A 15,619-nucleotide genomic window follows, 5' to 3' on the forward strand; every position below is an offset into this window, starting at 1 on the left:
TCTCAGCCTGGGCGATTCCCGTCATGATTACCTTCATTCCGCTATACGCATTTACGCGCAAGGTACCGGTCTATGAGTCCTTTGTTGAAGGGGCCAAGGACGGCTTTGGCACCGCAATCGCCATTATTCCGCATCTCGTCGGCATGCTCGTTGCCATCAGCGTCTTCCGCGCCTCCGGCGCACTGGACTTCCTGATGGGCTACATCGCCCCCGCGCTGCAGGGACTCGGCGTGCCGCCGGAGGTGCTGCCGCTCGGCCTGCTCCGCCCGCTCACGGGCACAGGCTCCCTCGCCTATACCGCCGATCTGATCCGTGTCCACGGACCGGACTCCCTGATCGGGATGATCGCCTCCACCATCCAGGGCAGCACCGACACCACGCTCTACGTGCTCACCGTCTATTTCGGCGCAGTAGGCATCCGAAACGGCCGTTACGCCCTTAAGGTCGGCCTCTTCTCGGACATCGTCGGCTTCGTGGCCGCCATAGCTGTATGTCTGCTGGTGTTTGGTTAGAGAAACCAATACGTGAACAGATCATTAAAAGGCTTGTAGATCATAACGACCAGCAGCAGCGGGCTGGGCATATTGATTTTGTATACGGAGCATGCGGTGGCAGCAAGACCGGCGAGCCAGAATAGGGAATAGACTATGAGGTCAAGCGGCCTCCGCTTGCGGATGAGGGCCGGCAACTCTAATGCTACACACCCGGCGGCAATGACTACAAATAACAGAAACAGCATGCGGCTTCACTCCTTGATTTCATCCAGGAAAGTTTTATCCATCGTGCCGATCCGGTTGATCCTCACACTGGCTTTATAGTGGACGGGCAATCGTTGCAGATACTGGTCGCCTTGTTCAGCCTTCAGCTTTGCCCAGACCCTGGGATTTGCACGGTAAATGGCTTGCCCGAACCCCATTGCATCGACTTTGAATTGTTTGTTTATTTCCTCCACGGCATCCTGCATTCGCATAATTATCGTTTCTTCCGTTTTTCGCTCCAAATCTCGGATGGAATTTTCTTCCTCAAGATTCTCTTTGCTCTGGACCTCCTCCACGTTGCAGGTCGCTTTAACTTTTATATAAATATGAGGCTTCCCGTCAATGAATTGGACCTTGAGCTTTGTCGACGTCTGGAGCGCTTCAATCACAACGGGCTGGCCGTCTGTTCCTAAGACGTACCCTGAAGATTGATGGACTTTATTGATGATATAGTTATAGCCGGCTGTTGCTTCCCCAGTCAGCCAGCCAATGAGTTTATCTTTTTTGAACAAGGCAACATTCTGGTAACGCAGCCTTGTTTTCGGCGCCGTTTGATCTATGTTGCTCTTCTTGCTCCCCTCGTCGACATCTCCTTTTATCTCTACTCCAGTCAACACCGGAGCTTCCCCTTCATATAATAAGTCTTCGATAAATCTGTCGAGAGTAACAGCGACGGTCCTGGATGAAATTTTATAAGATTTATCCAGCGCATTGAACAGCTTGTTTGCCGGTATTTTGTCCAGTGGCGTAAGCACTTTAAGCACATTCTCTGCTGTGGTGTCCCGGGCCACCATAACATAGAAATCCATTCGCGGTTCACGGCTTCTCTTGATCACATCCAGAATTTCGCCAACTCCGGACCGGGCGAGCTCCTCCCCGATAACCAATGCGCGGATATGGCCGAGGTAGCTCCTTCTTGAGCAGACCAGGTTGAACTGCCGCAGCGCATCATAAAATGTGCGAGCCGTAAAACTATATAGGACCACCGGTACGCCTCCCCCTCCGCTCCCCCCGCTTGCTTGCGAGGTGATTGCCGATGGAATAACTACCTGCATGCTGACTTTATAGCCGGCCTCCGCTTTATCCAGTCCCAGTCCCAGTACAAATGCCATTTCATTGAGTTCCTTTCTCTCCCAGCAGCCGCTCAGTACGATAGGCAGAAGCAAGACAAGCAATACCCGGAATAGAGACTTGCACCGTTTAATGATCATGACTCAGGTTTCCTCCGTTTGGGTGTGCTTTGCCGGACCGGATTTTGAGTCTTATTCTCTGCGGGGCGGGTGCGCATCTTAGGCCAGGGAAAACGGACCACGAAATCCTTCATATCACTTGGGACAGAGGGGCCGAGCGGGCTCATATAAGGCATTCCGAAGGAGCGCAGGCCTGCCAGGTGCAGCACCAGAATAATCACCCCGCAGATCATTCCGTACAGCCCGATAAATCCGGCCAAGCCTATGAACAAGAAACGGATCATCCGTGCGGCTATTGACATTCCCGACTCTGGAATGACAAAGCTTGAAATCGCAGTAATGGAGACAATAATGACCATTGCGGAGGAGATGAAGCCCGCTGCAACGGCTGCTTGACCAATCACAAGCGTGCCGACAATGGAAATGGCCTGGCCGATATTTTTCGGAATCCGTACGCCCGCCTCTCGCAATATTTCGTAGGTCAGCTCCATAATCAGCGCCTCCACAAAGGCGGGGAAGGGCACGCTCTCGCGCTGGGCGGCCAGGCTGATGACAAGGGTGGTGGGGATCATCTCCTGATGGTACGTGGTAACCGCAACGTAAAACGAAGGTGCAAGCAAGGTGAGGAAAAAAGCCAGAAACCGGATCAACCGCAGCAGAGTGGCGATGTCTGCTCTTTGATAGTAATCCTCAGCCGACTGGAAAAAAGCTATAAAAAAAGTGGGAGCGAGCAGTACAAACGGGGTTCCGTCCACAAGTATAGCTACCTTCCCTTCAAGAATACCCGAGGCTATCGTATCGGGACGGTCGCTGTTATAGATGGTCGGGAAGGGAGTAAGAGCAGTATCCTGTATAAATTCCTCGATATATCCGCCCTCGAGAATGCTGTCTGTGTCGATCTGCTGCAGGCGGCGCTTAACCTCCTGGACCAGCTCTTTATTAGCGATGTTGTTCAGATACATAATCGACACATCCGTCTGCGTGACCCTACCGATCTGAAAGGTTTCCAGCCATAAGTGGCTGCTTTTGATTTTGCGCCGGACGAGAGCGGTATTGACCCGCAGACATTCATTGAAGCCTTCCATCGGGCCGCGCACCACGGCCTGCGAGTTGGGCTCGCTGACATTGCGGTCCTCCCAGCCGGGAAGTCCCATCCGCAGAGCCGAGGAGCTGCCGTCCAGGAGCAGCATGACATTGCCCGACAGCAGATCGTGCATGAACTGTTTGTATCCATGAATGACAGACAGACTGCCGGCCATCAGGATGCGTGACTTCAGCAGTTCTATCTTTTGTTCCGGGTCCAGCCGGTTGAGCTCGGGTGAGCTGTTTTCCAGCAGGGAATAGAGAACGGAGGTATGGAACAAATTCATATCAATCAGACCGTCTATGTAAAACAGCGCGATCCGGGTATTCTCCTCCAGCAGATACTCCTTAACGATCACATCGGTGCTGCCGCCCAGCATTTGCAGTAGCTGCTTATGACTGATATCCAGCCGGGTTGAAAGCTCATCTGAAACCGTGTCTTTCATGCTGCCCCCTCCATTTCCTATGAAAATGCTATCTGTAGTTTGGTTCCTATATCCACAATTATTCCTGTGCCTTGTCTAAACCCGATAACATAATTCTGGAAACTGCAGCCATACTAAGAAAAGCACATAGGAAGGCAGTGCGTCTAAATGCCCATAAGAGGAGGGACAATATGAGTCTGGAGAAAGGCCGGATCAGCACGAAGCAAATGACTACTCTCGGCTTGTTCGCACTTATAGGAGATATGGCACTGGTGTTCCCGGCGGCGATAAGCGCCGGCTCCAAGCAGGATGCATGGATTGCCGGCCTGATCGCTATTCCGTTCGGAGTAGCCATTACCATGCTGCAGGTGCAGCTTCTAAAGCTTAATCCGGGGAAAAACCTGGTGGAGATTAGTTCGAAAATTCTGGGAAAATGGATAGGCGGCGCGGTTGCGTTGTATTACTTATTCTTTTTTTTGCTTGCGGCTTCTACCTATGTCCGGGAAATTGAAGATTTTATGGCGACGCAGATCTATGAGGCAACACCTGGAGGGGTTATCCGGTTTATCGCGATTTTTGTATTGGTGTACGGCGTGCGTCTGGGGCTGGAAACCTTGGGCCGCGCCGCGCAGATCTTTTTACCCTTGTTTATATTTTTTCTGGCGACGCTGATGATTCTCCTGTTCCCGCAGGTTGATTTGGGCCGGATTCAGCCGATACTCGTAACAACATCTATGCCTGATATGCTGCATTCAATCATGTACGGTGTGTTCTATCCCTTTGGAGAATTGTGTGTATTTACTATGGTGTTCCCCTATGCACAGAAACAGAAAAGTACAAAGCGCGATATATTAATCTCACTTATGTTTGGATCACTGGTACTGAACATTGTGTTATTTTTGTCGCTGACGGTATTGGGTGTTTTTTTCACGGAGCATGAATTTTATGCCGCTTATATTCTCGCCCAGAAGATCAATATCGGGAATTTCCTGCAAAGAATTGAAGCCTTCCTGGCAACTGCATGGATTATAAGCACCTATTTCAAAACAGCGATGTATTTCTACGCCTTTACTCTGGGCACAGCTCAATTGTTTAAGCTCAAAAGCCATGTCCCTCTGATCTTCCCGACAGCATTTCTAATCTACGGCCTCTCCGAATTGATTGCGAAAGACATCATATTCTATGTCAAAGAAATCCCTGCCTACTGGGTGGATTGGGATATGACCTATTCTTTCGTGCTGCCGCTGATTATGCTGATTGTCCACGCTATCAGGAAACGGATGGGCGCTAATTCATCATAAAAAAGTACGACACCCCAATCCTCCGTATAACATATGCTATTGCAGCAATATGGAGGGAGGGCGATCCGATGGAATACAAGGGCTTTGTTCTGCACCACTCCCGCTGTTCCTCTATTAACGGCAAAGGTTTCGACTTCTGGATTGGGGAGGACGGGTCGGTCTATGCTGCGCCGCTGCTGACGGACCCGGATTATATCCATATCTGCCTGGAAGGTAATTACGGGGAAGAGGATGCGCTTCCAGTGCTCTCCGGGCGCAAGGATCAGCTATTTGCCGCAGGCAAGCTCATTTTGGAATTGGCGGCGCGGTATCAGATCTCCCCCTTGGTCGTTGAACCCCACACAAAAACCTGTCCCGGAGCATTTTTTCCATGGAATGAACTTGTGATTTATCCCGCTGATGGTTATCATTAACCTGAGGTGAATAGTCAAAAATGGAAAGATTACAGAAAATTTTGGCGCAGGCAGGTGTGGCGTCGAGACGCAAGTGTGAAGAAATGATTTTGGCCGGTAAAGTGGAAGTCAACGGGGAACTCGTAACTACGCTTGGCACGAAGGTGGACCCCGCAACAGATATAATCAAGGTCGCCGGAAAACTGATCCGGGGCGAGAGTAAAATTTATATCATGTTCAACAAGCCCAAGGGTGTCATTACAAGCGCTTCCGATGACAAGGGCCGCAAGGTAGTAACAGATTATCTGAAAGGCATCAAAGAGCGTGTGTACCCTGTAGGCCGCCTGGATTATGATACGGAAGGACTGCTGCTGCTGACGAACGACGGCGAGTTCGCGAACCTGCTGACGCATCCGAAGCATCATGTGCCGAAGACATATCTGGCCACGGTTAAGGGTGTGCCGCACGGAACAGCGCTGGACAAGCTTAAGGCCGGTATCAAGCTGGAGGACGGAATGACCGCCCCGGCGGAAGTGGAATACAAGGATATTGACGAAGAGAATAAAGAATCGGTCATCAGCATTACCATTCATGAAGGCCGCAACCGGCAGGTCCGGCGGATGTTCGAAGCGATCAGCCATCCCGTTATCCGGCTGAAACGGATTTCCTTCGGTGACATTCTGCTGCAGAATCTCAAACGCGGCTCTTACCGCCACCTGACCAAGGATGAAATCAACCATCTCCAGCAAATTGCCAAAGCTGGCATGCTGAAATCAAACCAAACCCGCAAAGACACATAATGTTCACAAATTCCCCCTCCTAAAACTGTGACCACATTCGTTATAATGTTCATGAGATGTTCACATCTGACAACTGGAGTAATGAGTTGCGTCACAGAAGGAGGCTTGGCGTATGGGTAGAGCAAGAAAGCCGGTGCAAATCGTCATTCTGTTCGTGATACTTCTGCTTGGAGGTTATGCAATCAGCTCCTCCGTGTTCGGAGGAGACGGCAAGCCAAGGGAAGGCGGGAAAGCGCCGTCCTTTGAACTGCTTGGGCTTGACGGCCTGACCCATACGCTGGACGAATACAAGGGCAAGTCCGTTGTGCTGAATTTCTGGGGGTCCTGGTGCGCCCCCTGCGTCAAGGAAATGCCCGCTCTGCAGGCCCAGTGGGAGAAATGGAAGGACCAGGGCGTTGTAGTTGTGGGCGTAAATGTCGGCGAGGATCAGATGACGGTCGAGAATTTCGTCAAGCTTGTCGATATTGACTTTCCGGTTGTCATGGATACGGGCCGCGATGCTGTCCGCAGCTATGGCGTGTCGCCGCTCCCGACCACCTTCTTCATCAATGCGAAGGGCAGGGTGGACAGCATTCATATCGGCCAGCTTGATCTCAGCTCGCTTGATGAGAGTATCGGGAAGCTGGTGAAGCCGTGAACAAGCGCGTACCGCTGACCGGGCTCCATGCTGGGAAAGATATTCCCCCGGGAGAGCATCTTTTTGAATATTGACGCTTCGGCCTATTATGGCGAAACGTACGGAACAGCCGGGGAGATTTATTACAGACTCGGCCTTTCGCACACCTGCGAATCCTGATGGTTCAACACCCTGCTCGTGAAAGGCTTGAAAGCGTATCAGATTGACTATGACCTGACCCCTGTGCTGCGTTCGGTGCAGCCTGAGCTGACAAATATGTCAAACGGAGAGGTATACGGCAAATTCAAGCTGGACATGAAAAATCGTTTTTATTATCTCTTCGTTGGGTCTGCTGTGCCATCTGGCTTATTTCAGTACCCGCTGGACCGGGTCTGGGCATATCCCGGTCAGCAATATGTATGAGTGCATGACATTTTTATCCATGATGATCATGGTAGCCTTTACTGTGATCTATGCGATCTACCGTAAAATCATCCTCGGTGTTTTTGCGGTACCGATTTCGATTATTGTGATGGCTTACGCGGCAGTTTTTCCGCAAGAGGTTCAGCCGCTGATTCCTTCGCTCCAATCAATCTGTCTGAACATTCATGTCACGCTGGCTGCGCTGGGGAAACCTCCCTCGCTGTCGCCTTTGCGGCCGGTCTTATGTACCTGCTGCGCACTGTGAATTTCCACAGCGTGGAGCGGAATAACCGCAAGCAGCAGCGTCTGGTTGAATTTACTCTGTTCTCAATCATTGTTATAATTGGTTTTCTTGGGCCGGTATTTACTTTTCGCGGCGCCGGATACGAAGCTGTTTTTGTCCGTTCGAACGTTACGATTGACAGCCCCGGGCAGGGAGATAGTACAATAGAGAAAGTGAGTTATAAAATGCCACCCATTGTGGCACCTTACCATAGCGAAATTGAGAGCTTCCAGCCGTTTCTCGGGATGCGCGAACCGCTTTTCGAAGCGCCTTCATGGATGAAGGGCGTAAATGCCGGGCGGAAATTCAATACAGTAATCTGGTCGCTGATTTCCGGAGCAATTCTTTACGGAATTCTCCGTTTGGCCGCCCGGAGGCCTTTGGGCGCAGCTATTCATCCGGTCCTGGATGGAATTGACGGGAATGATCTCGATGAAATTACGTACAGGGCGATTGCCATAGGCTTCCCGATGTTTCGCTGGGGGCTTTGATTTTTGCAATGATATGGGCCCAGGTGGCCTGGGGCAGGTTTTGGGGAGGGGACCCCAAAGAAGTCTGGGCACTTGTCACCTGGCTGTTCTACAGCGCCTACCTGCATTTGCGGCTGGCACGCGGATGGCAGGGGAGCAAATCCGCTTGGCTCGCCGTACTCGGCTTTCTGGTCGTAATGTTTACCCTGGTTGGCGTCAATTTGGTCATCGCCGGACTTCATACATATGCGGGGACGGATTGAGGAGGTTTTACCTGCTGATGCAGCACTTAAACTTAAGGGTAACGTTCTACTGTATTTGATGAAGGGGTTGTTGTGAAATGGCAGAGCATTTGAACAGAATTCTGGTGGTGGATGATGAGGAACGCATTCGCCGCCTGCTAAAGATGTATCTTGAAAAAGAAGGCTATGAGATTGATGAGGCGGAAGACGGCGAAGTCGCTCTGCGCAAAGCTACAGCCAATGATTATGGCTTGATTTTGCTGGATGTGATGCTGCCTGGAATTGACGGGATTGAAGTGCTGACCAGACTCAGAGGGGTCAAATCGACCCCGGTCCTGATGCTGACAGCCAAGGGTGAGGAGATCAACCGCGTACAGGGCTTCGAGATGGGGGCTGACGATTATGTAGTCAAACCGTTCAGTCCGCGCGAAGTGATCTACCGGGTGAAGGCGATTATGCGCCGCTCCTCCGCAACAGCCTTTTTATCCAAAGAGAGCAATTCCAGCAACAATATCGTCTTTCCCCACCTTATCATTGAGCATGATGCACACCGCGTAACCGCCGGAGGCCAGGAGGTAAGCCTCACTCCGAAGGAGTACGAGCTGCTGCATTATTTGGCTATCTCGCCGGACAAGGTGTTCTCGCGCGAGGAGCTGCTTAAGGATGTGTGGAATTACGAATTCTTCGGAGATTTGCGCACAGTGGATACGCATGTCAAACGGCTGCGCGAGAAGCTGAACAAGGTATCACCGGAATCGGCAGCAATGATCACCACAGTATGGGGCGTAGGCTATAAGCTTGAGGTACCCAAATAGGTGAATTTCTGGAGAAGTCTTGTCGGCAAGCTGTGGATCACGATCATCTGTCTGGTTGCTGTCGTGCTGATCACGCTGGGGCTTTTTCTGCTGCCCTATATCGACAGTAACTTCGCCAATTCCGGGGCGATCAAACGCTTGTTTATGTATGCCTGTATGATAGGATTTTCCTTGACGACGTTCTTCGCCTTATTTCTGTTTACCAAAATAACCCAGCCGATGCACCAGGTAATTGAAGCGGCCAACGATATCCGCCGCGGCGAATACGGGACCAGACTGACGCTGGTCACCAGTGATGAAATCGGCCAGCTTGCCACGTCCTTCAATCACATGGCGGAGGAGCTGGAGAAGAATATCCGCAGCCTGAATCACGAAAAGGGTCATTTATCCAGTGTGCTGCGGAGCATGAGCGATGCTGTAATTACCTTTGATATAGAAGGGCGGATTATACTGACGAACCCGCATGGCCAGGCACTGCTTGAGACCTGGAGCGATCTGAGCTGGGAAGCGGAGAGCGAATCCGAGCTGTACCCAGAAGGAATGGGCAGTGGTGAGGTTCCGCCGCCGCTGCGCCGGTTGTTCGACAGCACTCTGAATCAGGGGGGAGATCAGCGCTCCCAGGTGCATGTGCGCCAGGGCGTCTGGTCTGTTCATATGGCTCCGCTGTATTCCGAGGATTCGATCCGGGGAGCCGTTGCTGTTCTGCGTGATGTCACCGAGGAGGTTAGGCTGGAGAAAATGCGCCGGGACTTCGTTGCCAATGTCTCGCATGAAATCCGTACACCGCTCTCGATGATGCAGGGCTACAGTGAGGCGCTGCTGGATGGAATGGCCTCCTCTCCAGAGGAGAGCAGCGAGCTGGTGCAGGTTATTCATGATGAATCGCTGCGGATGGGACGCCTTGTGAAGGATTTGCTGGATCTTGCCCGCATGGAGGCAGGACACACCGATATGAAAAAGACTCAGGTGAATATGGGTGAGCTGCTGGAACGGATGTACCGCAAATTTTCCGTACGGGCCAAGGAGAGAGGGATTATTCTTGAGTTGAATCCCGCAGGTGATGCCCTGATCCTCAAGGCAGCGGACGAAGACAAGCTGGAGCAGGTGCTGACCAATCTGCTTGATAATGCCTTCAGGCACACGCCTGCGGATAAACATATCTCCATGCTGTCCCGCTCTACGGTGCTTGAAGGACGCCGCTTCCTGGAGATTGATATCCGGGATGAAGGGATGGGCATTCCGCCCGAGGATCTCCCCTATATTTTCGACCGCTTCTACAAAGCGGACAAAGCCCGGGTACGCGGCGAATCCGGGGGAACCGGTCTGGGACTGGCGATTGTCAAAAATATCGTCGAGTCGCATCATGGAACAGTCTCGGCATCCAGCAAGCTGGGAGAAGGAACGACCTTCACCCTGCGGCTCCCTGTCGAAAAACAGTAAAGCCAGACAATGTGTGACAGCGCCTCTGACAGCAGAGGTGCTTTTTGTTGAAATCACCACATTAATCTTGTTCATCGTGGAACATATTCCAAGCGATCGAAGGCAGTTTTAGGAGGCGCACCATTATGATTTTATCACTAGACCAAGGGACTACCAGCTCGCGGGCGATTCTCTTCGACCATGAAGCGCGTATGGTCTCACAGGGGCAATATGAGATCAGGCAGATCTTTCCCCGGCCAGGCTGGGTAGAGCATGACCCGGAGCAAATCTGGGAAAGCCAGCTTGCGGCAGCGCGAGATGCCATCAGCAGAAGTGGAAGGGCGGCATCCGCGATAGCCGCCATTGGCATTACCAATCAGCGGGAAACCGCGCTGATCTGGGACAAGGCGACCGGTGAACCGGTATATCCGGCTATTGTATGGCAGGACCGCCGCACGGCTGAGCAGTGCGAGGAACTGAAGCAGAGGGGGCTGGCCGAAGAGATTGCCGCCAAGACGGGGCTCGTTGTGGATGCCTATTTCTCAGCCACCAAGCTGGCCTGGATTCTGGATCATGTCCCAGGCGCCAGAGAACGCGCGGACAAGGGGGAACTGCTGGCAGGGACTATTGATAGCTGGCTGATCTGGAAGCTCACAGGCGGCGCTGTACACGCCACGGATGTTACGAATGCTTCACGGACCATGCTGTTTAATCTGCACGAACGAAGATGGGACATGTCCCTTATCGAAGAACTCGGAATTCCCTTCTCCATTCTGCCGGAGGTCAGAATGTCAGGGGGAGCATTTGGAACGGCTGACGCTCACTGGTTCGGAGCGGAGATTCCAATCCGTTCTGTGCTCGGCGATCAGCAGGCCGCCTTGTTCGGACATACCTGTCTTGAGGCCGGCAGCGCCAAAAATACCTACGGCACGGGCTGTTTTATTCTCATGAATACAGGGACTGAAGCCGTTGCCTCCAGCCACGGACTGCTGACCACTGTGGCCTGGGGCATGGGAGACGAATTGTATTATGCTCTCGAAGGAAGCGTGTTCGTAGCCGGAGCCGCTGTACAGTGGCTGCATGAGGGGCTGGGGCTTATTGAGGGACCGGCGGACTCAGAGGAGCGGGCCGGGGAGGTAGAGGATAGTGAAGGGGTTGTAGTCGTCCCTGCCTTCACCGGGCTTGGCGCACCGTATTGGGATATGTATGCCAGAGGCGCGGTTTTCGGCTTGACCCGCGGGACTACAGCGGGGCATTTGGTGCGGGCTACACTGGAATCGCTTGCTTTTCAATCACGCGACGTGATCGGAGCCATGGAAAAGGATGCAGGCATGCCGCTGACAGGGCTGAGGGTCGATGGCGGCGCTGTGCGTAATGATCTGCTTATGCAGTTTCAAGCAGATATTCTCGGGAGCAGGGTTACGCGGACAACGTATGCCGAGACGACAGCACTCGGGGCGGCGCTGCTTGCCGGTCTGACCTCGGGGATTTGGAACAGGGAGCAGCTTGAGCGCTTTAACAAGGCCGAGAAGGTCTTCCTGCCGTATATGGAGGAGTCGGAGCGGGAACGCCGCTACGAAGCCTGGCAGGATGCTGTATCGCGCACTATGGGCTGGGAAAAGCATGAAGGATATCGGTGAGGGCAACAGGCCAACGGGAATTGAATACGGGGCGTGCCAGGGAAAAAAAGAGCGGCCTGCAGCAGAATTTCTGCTTGCAGCCCGCTTTTTTGTCATTTAATACTCAATTACAAAAGCTACGTTTTGCCAGCCTGCGCCAACGGTCCAGAAGAGGACCTTGTCGCCGCGCTCAATTTGTCCCGTAGTTACTGCTTTGTGCAGAGCGACAAAAGGGCTGCTTGTCGAAGTGTATCCGAATTCATCGCCGATGTAGACGGCAACGTCGCTGTCGATGCCGGTCTTCTCGGAAACCGCGCGGATGTTGGGCAGTGACAATTGCGAGAAGCAGGCTGCTTTGATGGATTCCGGGGCAATCTCATTGATGTTTAGCAGCGTGTTGATGGATTCTGACGCTGCGTCCACACAAATGGAATCATCAAAGGGAATGAATCTCACATTGAACTCTCCCGCATCCACGCCGCTGCGTCCAAGGTTCGCCAAGCCCTCTGCAGGGAACAACGAGTTCCCGTATACACAGGTGTCTGTCTGGTAGATGGAATCAATGAAGCCTACGGAGTTCTCATCACGTTCCAGAATGAGCGCAGCCGCGGCATCGCCGAAATTGGCGTAATAGACAGGATCGTTTTTGTTGGCATGCGGTGCAACATGGTCGGAGCCGATGACCAGCGCGCGGCGGATTCTCGGGTTGGCCATCATTTGCCGGCTAACCTGCTCCACCGATGCCGTCATGCCCGCACAGTTCGCATTGCTGTCGATACAAATCGTATGCGATGCCCCGCCGATCAGACGATGGATCATCAATGAATTCGTAGGAAAAATATATTCAGGAGTTTGGCTCGCATAAGCGATAAGGTCAATATCGGCCCCGGTCAGTCCCGTCTTATCCAGCACATTGCTCGCGGCCTCAAAAGCCATTGTCAGAGAGTTCTCATCCTTGCTGTCAATGCTGTAGCGGCTTTCACGGCCCAGAGTAGCCAGAAGACCACGGATATCAATACCCTTTTCATCAAAATGTTGTATGAAAAAATCATTGCCAATCTTTTTGCTTGGATGATAGATATCAATGTCCTTAATTCGAATTCCGGCCATATTAATCCTCCTCAAAGTTTTGTGAGAATAAAATTCCTGATACTTCTCTTCGAACAAAACTTGCTTTGGAAATATTTAATTAAGCAGAAACAGTCGAAATGATCTCCAGGTTTTCAAGTCCTGCCTTGCGGCCCAGACGGGCAAGCTGCATTTTCAGGATCGGGTTATTCTCCAGAGTAAGGCTCACTTTATCAAATCCGTCAGCCTTGAACATAACAAAGCAGCTTTCAAGCAAAGGCACAACATCAGGAGCGGTTACATTCAGCTTTCTGCAGTCAATGTCAAGTGCATAATCAGCAGGTGTGATTGGATTGATGGTTTGCTGATACGCCTGGATTGACTTAAGGCCATCATCGTTAGAGAAAGTGCCTTCCAGTTCAATTTTAATGACCTTTTTAACAGAATCGGTGTTCAAAATAAATTTTCCCATGTGCTGATCTCTCCCAATAGTTAAATTGTGTGAAGCATAAGTATGAGCATTCTAAAACTTATATTGATATGTCGAAATTCGACAGTAAAACCTTTGTTTTGGGCAAACGGATTATTTGATTTCCTCCAGCGTTTCGAGCAGCACATTAAAGGCCGAAATGACTCTTGGAGCACCGATAACAGGTACCAGATGTAGTAAAATGCCCTTAATCTGCTCTACGGTCATTCCTACGCGGAGCGCCATCACGTAATGGACTCCCAACTGCTCGTATTGTCCCATCGTAATCAGCGAGGATATGACGGCGATTTCCTTCCAATCAGAACCGATAGCAGTACGCTGGAAAATATCTCCGTAGGCATTGCCCATAATAAACTCAGCCAATTCGGGAAAATGCTCTTTCACCGGAGCCAGCGCCTTAGCGCCGTAATCACCGGACAGGTTGGAGAAATGCTCAAAACCGCTGTTGATATTGTTCTTCACGAAAGACGCCCCCTATAGTGTGATGGTGCAGATGCTTCTTCTTAGTTGAGATTCAAGGTGCGGTGGGCCGTAGGAGGCACTTCGTCACGGTCGGTCAACAGCTCAATAACAGCGACGCGGTTCGAGGCTACTGCTTCATTCAGCGCCGAAGCAAACTGCTCTGCTGTTTCGCATCTATACCCCGTGGCTCCCAGCGATTCAGCGAATTTTACCGCATCCATTGGAACCTCGAAGAGGGTGCCGTCAATCCGGCCTGTAGTTTTTTGCATGCCCTTCAATGCCATGTCGAGCTGCATATTGTTTACTACAATAAAAATGACCGGAATATCCTTGCACACAGCGGTGTTGATTTCTGTTCCGAGCATCATAAAGCAGCCATCGCCGGTAATGCAGACAATGGTTTCTTCAGGAGAGGCCACCTTAGCGCCTATAGCCATGCCAATTGAATTGCCCATGCAGGCAAAATAGGCATCAAAGACGAAACTTCCCGGTTTCTTCACGTTGTACCATTTCACAGCATTGAACCCGTGGCTTCCGTCATCGACAAAGAGGGTGTTGTTATAAGGGAGCTGTTCGCTCATTGTGCTCATTATCGAAGCGAGAGAGAGCTTGGACAATACAGGCAGCTCTTCTTTGTAATGAGGGCCTGTCTCCGTTTCACGTGCCGGAATGCTGCTGGTATCGACATTCTCCAGATAGAACGCCAGATTATCACGCAAATCGCCACTGACAGAAATGGTGGGAGAGTTTAATATTTTCCCGACAAACGTAGGATCGACATCAAATTGAATCAGGGTATTCGGATGGTTCTCCGCCTTAAGATTGCAGATTGTCATATCGCTCAGCCGCGAGCCGAGCACGATGAACAAATCGCTGCGGTTCAGCATATCATCCCCATGCTTGCAGCCGCCGACACCGATTGGACCGTGATATAGCGGATGATCCCAGGCAATAGCGCCTTTGCCCCCTGGAGAAGTCACAACAGGAATATTGAATGTCTCTGCGAGCTGAACCAGCTCTTTATGCGCCCCGGAGCGGTTGACGCCTTTGCCGGCAATGATGAGAGGATGGCTGGATTGATGAATAGCCGAGATCACCCGCTCGAAATTACTGTGGCTGATCAGATTTTCCCGTTCAGGGATCACAATCCGGCACTCTTCAAGGAGTTCTGTCTGCACATCAAAAGGGATGCACAGGTGGACAGGGCCACGCTTGCCGCTTAAGGCCGTCGAAATAGCATGATTAAAAATGGTGCTGAAATGATCGCCGCGTTCAACCAGCTTGCTGAAAAGAGTTGCAGGTCTGAACATTTCCGCCAGATCGGCGAGATAGGCCGAAGAATCCTGGCACTGGGGAATCCCCAGCTCCTTGATGGATTGATGGCCGGTAATGAACAGCACAGGAAGGTTGTTCGCCTTGGCATGCGCTGCAGCGGTGAGCAGATTGGTTCCGCCTGGACCGGAGGTGCCAAAGGCTACTCCAAGGCCGCCTGTTTTTAGAGCATAACCTGCGGCTTCGAACCCAGAACTGGATTCATGTCTTCCGGGAATAAACTCAATGCCATGATCAACCATCTTGAGAACTACAGGACAAATAGACTTGCCGATTATGCCAAAAGAATGTGTTACACCGAGGTTTCGTAGTGCCTGAGCCATATAATCTGCGACTGTTTTCAGAAAATCCACCCCACCCAATGTTATTATTTATTTAGCTTAAATAGAAAACCTGCACTCGGAAGAGCACAGGCAGCCGCTAAATAACCA

Annotated in this window: 16 protein-coding genes and 1 pseudogene; 10 read left to right on the plus strand and 7 right to left on the minus strand. The window is 51.6% G+C overall.

From position 1 onward, the window contains the following. Positions 1-23: 23 nt before the first annotated feature. On the plus strand, positions 24-512 hold the full coding sequence (locus tag B212_RS0107415) for a spore maturation protein (protein ID WP_051128262.1): 489 nt from the start codon (positions 24-26) through the stop codon (positions 510-512). Here the strand turns inward: B212_RS0107415 and B212_RS0107420 are convergent. From B212_RS0107420 to B212_RS0107430, 3 genes are read right to left on the minus strand one after another with little or no spacing between them, the layout of a single operon-like run. Beyond that, positions 509-739 carry a hypothetical protein gene (locus tag B212_RS0107420; RefSeq protein ID WP_019909912.1) on the minus strand — a complete coding sequence of 77 codons (231 nt, stop codon included), beginning with the start codon at positions 737-739 and terminating at the stop codon, positions 509-511. The genes B212_RS0107415 and B212_RS0107420 overlap by 4 nt on opposite strands. A 6-nt stretch (positions 740-745) precedes the next feature. Continuing rightward, entirely contained in the window at positions 746-1,969 is a 1,224-nt protein-coding gene (locus B212_RS0107425) for a Ger(x)C family spore germination protein (RefSeq protein ID WP_019909913.1), read from the minus strand. Then, the gene (locus B212_RS0107430) at positions 1,966-3,477 is read right to left on the minus strand and encodes a spore germination protein (RefSeq protein ID WP_019909914.1); all 1,512 of its coding nucleotides are present in this window, start codon (positions 3,475-3,477) and stop codon (positions 1,966-1,968) included. Before B212_RS0107430 ends, B212_RS0107425 begins: the two co-directional genes overlap by 4 nt. A 170-nt stretch (positions 3,478-3,647) precedes the next feature. Between B212_RS0107430 and B212_RS0107435 the strand changes: the two genes are divergently transcribed. The 9 genes and pseudogenes from B212_RS0107435 to glpK all read left to right on the plus strand — a co-directional run bounded on the left by B212_RS0107435 (position 3,648) and on the right by glpK (position 11,857). Then, entirely contained in the window at positions 3,648-4,757 is a 1,110-nt protein-coding gene (locus B212_RS0107435) for a GerAB/ArcD/ProY family transporter (RefSeq protein ID WP_019909915.1), read from the plus strand. 68 nt (positions 4,758-4,825) lie between these two features. Further along, the gene (locus B212_RS0107440; RefSeq protein WP_019909917.1) at positions 4,826-5,170 is read left to right on the plus strand and encodes a peptidoglycan recognition protein family protein; all 345 of its coding nucleotides are present in this window, start codon (positions 4,826-4,828) and stop codon (positions 5,168-5,170) included. Positions 5,171-5,190: 20 nt separating this feature from the next. Continuing rightward, the gene (locus B212_RS0107445; RefSeq protein ID WP_019909919.1) at positions 5,191-5,949 is read left to right on the plus strand and encodes a pseudouridine synthase; all 759 of its coding nucleotides are present in this window, start codon (positions 5,191-5,193) and stop codon (positions 5,947-5,949) included. Positions 5,950-6,061: 112 nt separating this feature from the next. Continuing rightward, on the plus strand, positions 6,062-6,586 hold the full coding sequence (resA, locus tag B212_RS0107450) for a thiol-disulfide oxidoreductase ResA (protein ID WP_019909920.1): 525 nt from the start codon (positions 6,062-6,064) through the stop codon (positions 6,584-6,586). Positions 6,587-6,763: 177 nt separating this feature from the next. Continuing rightward, positions 6,764-6,988, plus strand: a complete 225-nt coding sequence (locus tag B212_RS34425; protein WP_019909922.1) for a hypothetical protein — start codon at positions 6,764-6,766, stop codon at positions 6,986-6,988. Then, a pseudogene (gene ccsA / locus B212_RS33760) lies at positions 6,885-8,004 on the plus strand (cytochrome c biogenesis protein CcsA); the annotation flags it as partial. The gene B212_RS34425 and the pseudogene ccsA, both read left to right, overlap by 104 nt. A gap of 77 nt (positions 8,005-8,081) precedes the next feature. After that, entirely contained in the window at positions 8,082-8,798 is a 717-nt protein-coding gene (locus B212_RS0107465; RefSeq protein ID WP_019909923.1) for a response regulator transcription factor, read from the plus strand. Further along, positions 8,799-10,238 (plus strand): HAMP domain-containing sensor histidine kinase, encoded by a 1,440-nt coding sequence (locus B212_RS0107470; RefSeq protein ID WP_019909924.1) that lies wholly within the window; start codon positions 8,799-8,801, stop codon positions 10,236-10,238. It abuts the gene before it with no gap. Positions 10,239-10,363: 125 nt separating this feature from the next. Then, on the plus strand, positions 10,364-11,857 hold the full coding sequence (glpK, locus tag B212_RS0107475) for a glycerol kinase GlpK (protein WP_019909925.1): 1,494 nt from the start codon (positions 10,364-10,366) through the stop codon (positions 11,855-11,857). Positions 11,858-11,953: 96 nt separating this feature from the next. On the opposite strand, the gene B212_RS0107485 is transcribed toward glpK, so the two are convergent. The 4 genes from B212_RS0107485 to B212_RS0107500 form a co-directional block, all read right to left on the minus strand. Continuing rightward, positions 11,954-12,946 carry a 3-oxoacyl-[acyl-carrier-protein] synthase III C-terminal domain-containing protein gene (locus tag B212_RS0107485; RefSeq protein ID WP_019909927.1) on the minus strand — a complete coding sequence of 331 codons (993 nt, stop codon included), beginning with the start codon at positions 12,944-12,946 and terminating at the stop codon, positions 11,954-11,956. Positions 12,947-13,025: 79 nt separating this feature from the next. Further along, positions 13,026-13,376, minus strand: a complete 351-nt coding sequence (locus B212_RS0107490; RefSeq protein WP_019909928.1) for a hypothetical protein — start codon at positions 13,374-13,376, stop codon at positions 13,026-13,028. A gap of 111 nt (positions 13,377-13,487) precedes the next feature. Continuing rightward, positions 13,488-13,856: a carboxymuconolactone decarboxylase family protein gene (locus tag B212_RS0107495; protein WP_019909929.1), complete on the minus strand. Its 369-nt coding sequence runs from the start codon at positions 13,854-13,856 to the stop codon at positions 13,488-13,490. Between the two features lie 41 nt (positions 13,857-13,897). Then, the gene (locus tag B212_RS0107500) at positions 13,898-15,541 is read right to left on the minus strand and encodes a thiamine pyrophosphate-binding protein (protein ID WP_019909931.1); all 1,644 of its coding nucleotides are present in this window, start codon (positions 15,539-15,541) and stop codon (positions 13,898-13,900) included. Between the last annotated feature and the right edge of the window lie 78 nt (positions 15,542-15,619).

Source organism: Paenibacillus sp. HW567, assembly GCF_000374185.1.
GTDB lineage: Bacteria > Bacillota > Bacilli > Paenibacillales > Paenibacillaceae > Paenibacillus_AQ.